6 protein-coding genes, 1 tRNA gene and 2 rRNA genes are annotated in these 8,356 nt (G+C 52.1%); all 9 read right to left on the bottom strand.

Features of this window, described 5'->3' with window-relative positions; translation table 11 throughout:
* Positions 1 to 361 precede the first annotated feature (361 nt).
* Positions 362 to 448 (bottom strand) — tRNA-Ser (locus D7M11_RS22240).
* A gap of 62 nt (positions 449 to 510) precedes the next feature.
* Positions 511 to 1,791 (bottom strand): serine--tRNA ligase, encoded by a 1,281-nt coding sequence (gene serS, locus D7M11_RS22235; RefSeq protein ID WP_120749468.1) that lies wholly within the window; start codon positions 1,789 to 1,791, stop codon positions 511 to 513.
* A gap of 202 nt (positions 1,792 to 1,993) precedes the next feature.
* On the bottom strand, positions 1,994 to 2,578 hold the full coding sequence (gene pdxT / locus D7M11_RS22230; protein ID WP_120749467.1) for a pyridoxal 5'-phosphate synthase glutaminase subunit PdxT: 585 nt from the start codon (positions 2,576 to 2,578) through the stop codon (positions 1,994 to 1,996).
* A gap of 24 nt (positions 2,579 to 2,602) precedes the next feature.
* Positions 2,603 to 3,484 (bottom strand): pyridoxal 5'-phosphate synthase lyase subunit PdxS, encoded by an 882-nt coding sequence (gene pdxS, locus D7M11_RS22225; protein WP_120749466.1) that lies wholly within the window; start codon positions 3,482 to 3,484, stop codon positions 2,603 to 2,605.
* Between the two features lie 131 nt (positions 3,485 to 3,615).
* A complete protein-coding gene (locus tag D7M11_RS22220; protein WP_240041251.1) occupies positions 3,616 to 4,866 on the bottom strand; it encodes a D-alanyl-D-alanine carboxypeptidase family protein in 1,251 nt (416 codons plus the stop codon).
* Positions 4,867 to 5,089: 223 nt separating this feature from the next.
* Positions 5,090 to 6,550 (bottom strand): IMP dehydrogenase, encoded by a 1,461-nt coding sequence (gene guaB, locus D7M11_RS22215; protein WP_120749464.1) that lies wholly within the window; start codon positions 6,548 to 6,550, stop codon positions 5,090 to 5,092.
* Positions 6,551 to 6,675: 125 nt separating this feature from the next.
* The gene (locus D7M11_RS22210) at positions 6,676 to 7,800 is read right to left on the bottom strand and encodes a putative glycoside hydrolase (RefSeq protein WP_240041250.1); all 1,125 of its coding nucleotides are present in this window, start codon (positions 7,798 to 7,800) and stop codon (positions 6,676 to 6,678) included.
* A gap of 164 nt (positions 7,801 to 7,964) precedes the next feature.
* Positions 7,965 to 8,081 (bottom strand): 5S ribosomal RNA (gene rrf / locus D7M11_RS22205).
* A 149-nt stretch (positions 8,082 to 8,230) separates the two neighbouring features.
* Positions 8,231 to 8,356, bottom strand: a 23S ribosomal RNA gene (locus tag D7M11_RS22200); the annotation flags it as partial.

The following is an 8,356-nucleotide window of genomic DNA, read 5'->3' as shown; positions in this document are numbered from 1 at the left end:
TCTTATGCTCCGACGAACCTAAAGGTTCTCATCCTGAAGTATGTAGATACGGAGAGGGTGGGATACTCCCCCTTCGGGTGAGACTGCGATGTATCGCTACCGAAGCATACGCTCCGACGAACCTGAAGGTTCTCATCCTGAAGTATGTAGATACGGAGAGGGTGGGATACTCCCCCTTCGGGTGAGACTGCGATGTATCGCTACCGAAGCTTATGCTCCGACGAACCTAAAGGTTCTCATCCTGAAGTATGTAGATACGGAGAGGGTGGGATACTCCCCCTTCGGGTGAGACTGCGATGTATCGCTACCGAAGCATACGCTCCGACGAACCTGAAGGTTCTCATCCTGAAGTATGTAGATACGGAGAGGGTGGGATTCGAACCCACGGAAGAGTTACCCCTTCGCTGGTTTTCAAGACCAGAGCCTTCAACCACTCGACCACCTCTCCACAAAACAGCGGCCCGCATAACAACATGCATTTTATCACATGGGCGGGCCGGACTGCAAGAGCTATTTTTTAGCGATGACCTGTACGCCTTTCATATACGGCTGAAGCGCCTCCGGAACGACAATGCTGCCATCCGGCTGCTGGTAATTTTCCAATATGGCGGCAACCGTACGTCCGATCGCGAGACCCGAACCGTTCAGCGTATGCACAAATTCCGGCTTGCTTTTCGCATCCCGGCGGAACCGCATATTCGCACGGCGCGCCTGGAAATCCTCGAAATTGCTGCAAGACGAGATTTCGCGGTACATGCCGCTTTGCGGCAGCCATACTTCCAAGTCGTATGTTTTGGCCGAGGAGAAGCCCAGATCGCCCGAACAAAGCGTCAGAACGCGGTACGGAAGCTTCAGCAGCTGAAGCACCTTCTCCGCCTGCTGCGTCAACGTCTCAAGCTCATCATACGAGTCCTCCGGCTTGACGATCTTGACCAGCTCGACCTTGTTGAACTGGTGCTGGCGAATAAGACCGCGCGTATCCCGCCCGGCAGATCCCGCTTCCGAACGGAAGCAAGCGCTGTAAGCCACATAATATTTCGGCAGCTGCTCAACCGGCAAAATATCGTCCCGATGAATATTCGTCACCGGTACTTCGGCGGTCGGAATCAAGAAATAGTCGGAGTTCTGAATTTTGAATACATCTTCTTCGAACTTCGGCAGCTGCCCTGTGCCCGTCAAGCTGTCCCGATTGACGAGATAAGGCGGGAGCACTTCTTCATAGCCGTGAGTCTCGCTATGCAAGTCCATCATGAAGTTGATCAGCGCCCGCTCCAGGCGAGCTCCGAGACCTCTATAAAATACGAACCGAGAACCGGTTACCTTCGCCCCGGCTTCAAAATCGAGAATGCCGAGCTGGTCGGCCAGTTCCCAATGCGCTTTCGGCTCATACGAAAAAGACGGAATATCGCCTACCCGCCGGACTTCGATGTTCTCCTCTTCAGAACGCCCGACAGGAACGGAAGGATGAGGCATATTCGGGATCGAAAGAAGCAGCTTGTTCAAATCTTCCTCGAGCACGCGAATTTCTTCGTCCAGAAATTTAATCCGGTCGTTTACATCCCGCATTTCCACGATAAGAGGTTCCGCGTCCTCCTTAGCCCGCTTCTTAGCGGCCACTTCCTGGGAAACGGTGTTTCTGCGGTTTTTAAGCTGCTCGCTTTCTTGAAGCAGCTCCCTTCGTTTTCCGTCCAAACCGGTGAAACGATTGATTTCCTCGGCGGTTTTGCCGCGTCCGGCCATCGCTTCCTTCACCCGTTCAATATCATTACGCAACAGCTTAACGTCGAACAACAAAAACCCCTCCCAAAAGGGAACTAGTGTACAAGTTATGCAATATAATGTACTACACTATGTGCAAATATTCAACTTACTGGCATAGTGCGGCCTATAACCATGCAATTCCAAAAAAGAAAGCACCCCATGGCTCAAGCCATAAGAAGTGCTTCCCGCAGGACGAACGGAAGCGGTCCGCTTCAGCGCTGCCCGTATATCATTATACTGATGAAGACTTTGCTTCCTTGACCATATCGAGAAAATATTCATGCATCCGGTAATCGTCCGTCAGTTCGGGATGAAACGATGCCGCCAGCAAGCTTCCTTGCCGAGCCGCCACGATTTCGCCGTTATGCGTCGACAGCACGTCCACTTCCGGCCCAACTTCCTTAATAAGCGGAGCGCGGATGAACACGGCGCGTACCTTTTCGTCGATGCCCTTGATCGCTAGCTCCGTTTCGAAGCTTTCCCGCTGGCGCCCGAACGCGTTGCGCTGCACTTTCATATTCATCAGCCGCAAATGCGCCGATTCGTTGCCGACGATCTCGTCGGCCAATATGATAAGCCCGGCACAGGTGCCGAATACAGGTTTCCCCTCACTATGGAACGACCGGATAGCATCGATAAAGCCGTACTCGCGCATCAGCTTCCCGATTGCCGTGCTTTCGCCGCCCGGTATGATGATGCCGTCCAGCTCGGCCAATTGCTCCGTTTTTTTGACGATAACGCCTGTGCCGCCGGCAGCTTCGATCATCTTGATATGTTCCGCTACCGCTCCTTGCAGAGCGAGTACGCCTATTTTCATCGCTTACCCTTCTTTCCGTATGCCTTACCAGCCGCGGTCTTGCATCCGCTGCGAAGATTCCAGCTTGGAGATCTCGATGCCCTTCATCGGAGCACCCAGGTTTTTGGAAACTTCGGCGATCAAAGCGTAATCGGTGTAGTGCGTCGTTGCTTGAACGATCGCCTTGGCAAATTTCTCCGGGCTGTCCGATTTGAAAATACCGGATCCGACGAATACGCCGTCCGCGCCCAAATGCATCATAAGAGCCGCATCGGAAGGAGTAGCTACACCACCGGCAGCAAAGTTGACGACAGGAAGGCGGCCGTTCTCGTGAACATAAAGCACCAGATTGTAAGGAGCTCCCAGGTTTTTCGCTTCGGTCATCAGCTCGTCCTTGGACATGCTTTGAATTTTGCGAATTTGCGAGTTGATCAGACGCATATGACGAACCGCTTCCACGATATTGCCGGTTCCCGGCTCGCCTTTCGTCCGCATCATCGCCGCGCCTTCGCCAATACGGCGAAGCGCTTCGCCGATATCTTTCGCACCGCATACGAACGGTACCGTAAAGTCGCTTTTGTTAATATGGAACACTTCGTCGGCAGGAGTCAATACTTCGCTCTCGTCGATATAGTCGGCGCCAAGCGATTCCAGTACGCGAGCTTCGACATAATGACCGATCCGGCATTTAGCCATTACGGGAATGCTGACAACCTTCATAACTTCTTCCAGAACGGTAGGATCGGCCATACGGGCAACCCCGCCAGCCGCGCGAATATCCGAAGGCACGCGCTCCAAAGCCATAACGGCGCAAGCGCCGGCTGCTTCTGCCACTTTAGCTTGCTCGGCGTTCATAACGTCCATGATAACGCCGCCTTTTTGCATTTCGGCCATCCCTTTTTTGACTGTCCATGTTCCTGTTTCCATCTTGTATTCCTCCTGTATATAAATTGCTGTAGTTCCCGTCGTTAAAGTAAAGTTGGCCCCTTAGAGAGTAACCGTTTCTAACAGAGTCATTGTACATCAAGCCTATCCAATTAACAACCCGTTAGGTGCGCTTAAAACAGGTTTTTTAAGCCGCCGGCAATGCCGGAAAAGATACTGCCGAAGAAGTTTTTGATTCCCCTCATCATGAGACGGAACCAGCTTCCTTTCTCCAAATCCTGTGAGGCAACCAAATTGACCGTTTTCTCCATGCCGTTATACTTTACTTTTACCGAACCGAGCACATCCCCGGTTTGGATCGGCGCACTTTTCGGCTCTGCAGCCGGTGCGGCTTCGACCGTAAATTCAGGCGTTTCGCCCTTTTTGACGACAAAATCGACAGCGTCGGACGTAACGACCGGAACTTCCGTTTTGACGCCTTTCTTGACGGCGATCGTCTTCATTGAATCGATTTCGCTTTTAGCCGGAACAACCGACTTCATTTCGAATGTATTAAACCCGTAATCGAGCAGCTTTTGCGTTTCGCGGAACCGCTTCGGCTCCGATGCCGTATTCATGACAACACTGATCAAACGCATTCCGTTTCGAACGGCCGTACCTGTAAAGCAATAACCGGCTTCAATCGTATGTCCCGTTTTGAGCCCGTCCAATCCTTGATAGACGTACGATTTGAAGTTGGGATTGTCCTTGTTGCCTTCAAGCATCCAGTTCCAGTTGATCATCGGCGTTTTATCGCTCGGACGAAACTTTTTGGACGGAATGCTGGAAAACTTCAATACTTCGGGATGCTCGTTCAAAATATGATAGGCGAGCGTGGCCGCGTCTCTGGCAGTAATCATCGTATCCGGCTCGGTTCCCGAAGGCGCATATTTACCCAAGTCCGCGCGCGATAAGCCCGTCGAGTTAATAAAAAACGATTTTTCGTTAAAACCGAACTTTTTGGCCGTATCGTTCATCATTTTAATGAACGTTTCTTCCGATCCGTCACCGACCGTCTCCGCAAGCGCAACCGTCGCATCGTTGGCCGAGTAGATCGACATGGCCCCGAACAAATCTTCAACGCTATATTTTTCGCCGGGACCGATCAATTGCCCCGAACCGATGACGTCCACCGCGTATTGGCTCGGAGAAACGATGGTGTCCCATTTAATTTTCCCCGATTTCACCGCTTCCATGACCAGATATTCCGTCATCATTTTGGACATGCTTGCCGGCGGCATCGGTTCATCTGCGTTCATCTCGTATAAAACTTGTCCGGTAGAAGCTTCAATTAAAATGGCCGCTTTCGCTTCCAGCTTCAAATCTACCGCTTCCGCTGCTTGCACGTTCGATGGCTGAACAAAAATAAGTGCATTCGCAAGCACGGTAACAAAACAAACCCAAACGACCCATCGGCTCCAACTGCCCTTCCTTGCCCTAGACACCTTTCTCCCATCTCCCTTATATGTATAATTGGTTTTGCGTTGCATGCTCCCCTTGTATATGACGATCTACTATGCCTATTGTAACATACCAATGATAGCGGAAAAAGGCGGAGCCCAGAAACAGAAAGACAGGGCACGTGCGTACCCTGCCTTCCGTTACCTATTAAAGCGAATAATTCGGCGCTTCTTTCGTAATCTGCACATCATGCGGATGACTCTCGCGAAGCCCTGCTCCGGTAATACGGATAAACTCCGTATCTTCCTTCAGCTCGGCAATCGTACGCGTTCCGCAGTAGCCCATCCCTTGGATCAACCCGCCGACGAGCTGATGCACGGTATCGTGCAGCGGTCCTTTGTAAGGAACGCGTCCCTCAATGCCTTCCGGCACGAGCTTCGATTCGCCTTCCTGGAAGTAACGGTCCTTGCTGCCTTCCTTCATCGCGCCAAGCGATCCCATTCCGCGGTATACCTTGAACCGGCGTCCTTGATAAATTTCCGACTCTCCCGGGCTTTCTTCGCAGCCTGCGAACAAGCTGCCGATCATGATCGCATCCGCGCCGGCCGCTATCGCCTTCGATATGTCTCCCGAATATTTAATGCCCCCGTCCGCAATAATCGGCACGCCGTATTGTCTCGCGACCGATGCGCAGTCATAGATGGCCGTAATCTGAGGAACGCCGATTCCCGCAATCACGCGAGTCGTACAGATGGAGCCTGGTCCCATTCCGACTTTAATAATCGATGCGCCGGCTTCGATCAGATCGCGGGTGCCGTGTCCGGTAGCGACATTGCCGGCAATAATGGCTTGTTCGGGGAACTGCTGGCGCAGCTTCCGTACGGTTTCGACGATGTTCACGTGATGACCGTGCGCCGAATCGACCGCTATGACGTCCACTCCCGCTTCCACAAGCGCGCTGGCGCGCTCCAAAGCGTCTCTGGATGCTCCGACAGCCGCACCGACCAGCAGCCTCCCCTGGGCGTCCTTGGCCGCATTAGGGAACTGGATCGCTTTTTCGATATCTTTAATCGTGATTAGCCCTTTAAGCGTGTTCGATTCATCCACGAGCGGCAGCTTCTCGATTTTATGCTTTTGCAGCAGCACTTCCGCCTCGGCCAAAGTCGTGCCGACCGGTGCCGTGACCAAATTTTCGCGCGTCATCACATCGCTGATCTTCGTGGAGTAGTCGTGCACGAAACGCAAATCCCGGTTCGTCAAAATACCGACCAGCTTGTTGTTCGCATCTACGATCGGAACGCCGGAGATTCTATATTTGCTCATAAGCTCTTCCGCTTCATAAACGCGATGCTCTGGCGTTAACGAGAATGGATTCGTTATGACCCCGCTCTCGGACCGTTTGACCCGGTCCACTTCTTCCGCCTGCTGAGCGATCGACATGTTTTTATGAATAATGCCGATTCCGCCTTCGCGCGCCATCGTGATAGCCAGCGCGGATTCCGTGACCGTATCCATTGCCGCGCTTATAAGCGGAATGTTCAATTTGATTTTAGGTGTGAGCTGGGTGGATACATCAACTTCCCGTGGCCCAAATACTTCCGACTTTCTGGGAATGAGCAAAACGTCGTCAAACGTCAGCCCTTCCTTGGCAAACTTATTTTCCCACACGAGAAGTTCCTCCTAGGTCGAATACGTATAATATTGAATAGTAACAAAAGCATTTTTCTCGTGTCAAGGCAATCCGGCCGTGCGGAGCAGACTCTTCGCCTCAACGCCTTCGTTCTGTCAAACTTTTACCTGAAAGTGTAAGAGGAAGCGGAATTCCATAACAAATATTCCTCGATTCCCAATTCCTCGGCTGCCTGAATTTGGGCTTGCACATCAGTATTGTCATACGTTTTATGAGGCTTCACCCAGGTTGCCGTAAAATCTTGAAGCCACGGCCGGATCGTCGCCACCTGCGGCGAAGTGCTCGCCAGCTGTCCGTTTTTTCTCAAACCGTCCGCAAGCGCATGCTGCACGATCAGATACGGCTCCAAATCGGGATGAGGAATGCCGAATACGCCTTCGCCGTAATGGGACGGGTAGATCATAGGGCTGATCACATCGATCGCCGGAGCAATTCCGTTCCATACTTGACCGATACCCATATCGTCCGAAACGGAAGCGGTAAGACCGAATACGTCGGCCGACACATAGACCCCTCTCTTATGAAGTTCCTCGGTCGCCAGATGCAAAAAACGCTCGATCGCTTCGGATTTGGCCCATCCGTTCGGATTCCGGTAAACAACCTCCCGATCGACCTTCAAGCCGTTATCCGGAAAGCGAACGTAATCAAATTGAACTTCATCAAAGCCCATTGATGCTGCTTCCTTCGCTATGTCGAGCGCATACGTCCAAACCTCGGGGTGATAGGGATCGACCCAAGAAGTGCCTTTAGAGTCCTGCCACACGCCTCCATCCTTCGTTTGCAACGCCCAGTCCGGACGTACAGCCGCCATATACGGATCTTTGAATACAACCACTCGTCCTATCGTATAGATTTGTTTCTCCTTAAGCTGAGCCACGAGGCCGCTTATATCCGGTATCATCCGTGCCGAGTCGGCACCGGAATCGTCCGCCATAGGTAGAGCCGAATCGTATGTAAGCTGGCCTCGATCCGTTTTCATATCAATGACCATAGCATTCAACTCGGTTTGTTCAACCAGTTCGATCAAACGATCCAGCTTGGCCGTACCGGCCGCCCAGCCGCTTACATAGATACCTTTAACTTTGGGCCTTGCCGGTAAAGCTGCCGCCCTGTCGCCTCCATAAGCCGACTCAGGTTCCGGCAGCACCGTTTGCAACGTATCTGCATACTGACATCCTGCCAGAAGAGCGACAAACAAAACCGAAACCAACATCTGAACGGACCTCATCGCTGCACCTCCCATCTTGCGCTTCTCTTTTCCTGTTTGTAGTATGACTCAATCGCCAAATGGCTATCGTTGTAAAAGAAAAAGAACCATCTGGAAATAAATCCAAATGGTCCGATTAAAAACAAAAAAGCCACATGGATTCATCGTCCATGTGGCTTTGTGTCGCTTGGCAACGTCCTACTCTCCCAGGACCCTGCGGTCCAAGTACCATCGGCGCTGGAGGGCTTAACGGTCGTGTTCGGGATGGGAACGCGTGGATCCCCTCCGCCGTCATCACCAAACGAATGTCTCAAGGATTATTCCTTGAAAACTGGATGCGAAACGATCAAGTAAAGCGGAATCGAGTGTTACCCAGTAAGGGTCTTTACCGGGCCCCGAGAAAGGTTTCGGATTACGCTTCGTCAGCATAAGCTTCACTTTCTTGGGTAGTTTGGATAAGCCCTCGACCGATTAGTATTCGTCAGCTGCACGCATTGCTGCGCTTCCACCCCGAACCTATCAACCTGGTCGTCTACCAGGGGTCTTACGAATTGGGAAATCTCATCTTGAGGGGGGC

Origin of the sequence: Paenibacillus ginsengarvi, assembly GCF_003626695.1 — a bacterium.
GTDB classification, from domain to species: domain Bacteria; phylum Bacillota; class Bacilli; order Paenibacillales; family NBRC-103111; genus Paenibacillus_AB; species Paenibacillus_AB ginsengarvi.
Note: the sequence above shows the minus strand (reverse complement) of the source record. Positions and strands in the feature narration are given on the sequence as shown.

Excerpts from the sequence above, each read along its gene's own strand:
- pdxT (WP_120749467.1), bottom strand. The coding sequence starts at position 2,578 with ATGAAAATAGGCGTACTCGCTCTGCAAGGAGCGGTAGCGGAACATATC.
- D7M11_RS22210 (WP_240041250.1), bottom strand. The coding sequence starts at position 7,800 with ATGAGGTCCGTTCAGATGTTGGTTTCGGTTTTGTTTGTCGCTCTTCTG.
- pdxS (WP_120749466.1), bottom strand. The coding sequence starts at position 3,484 with ATGGAAACAGGAACATGGACAGTCAAAAAAGGGATGGCCGAAATGCAA.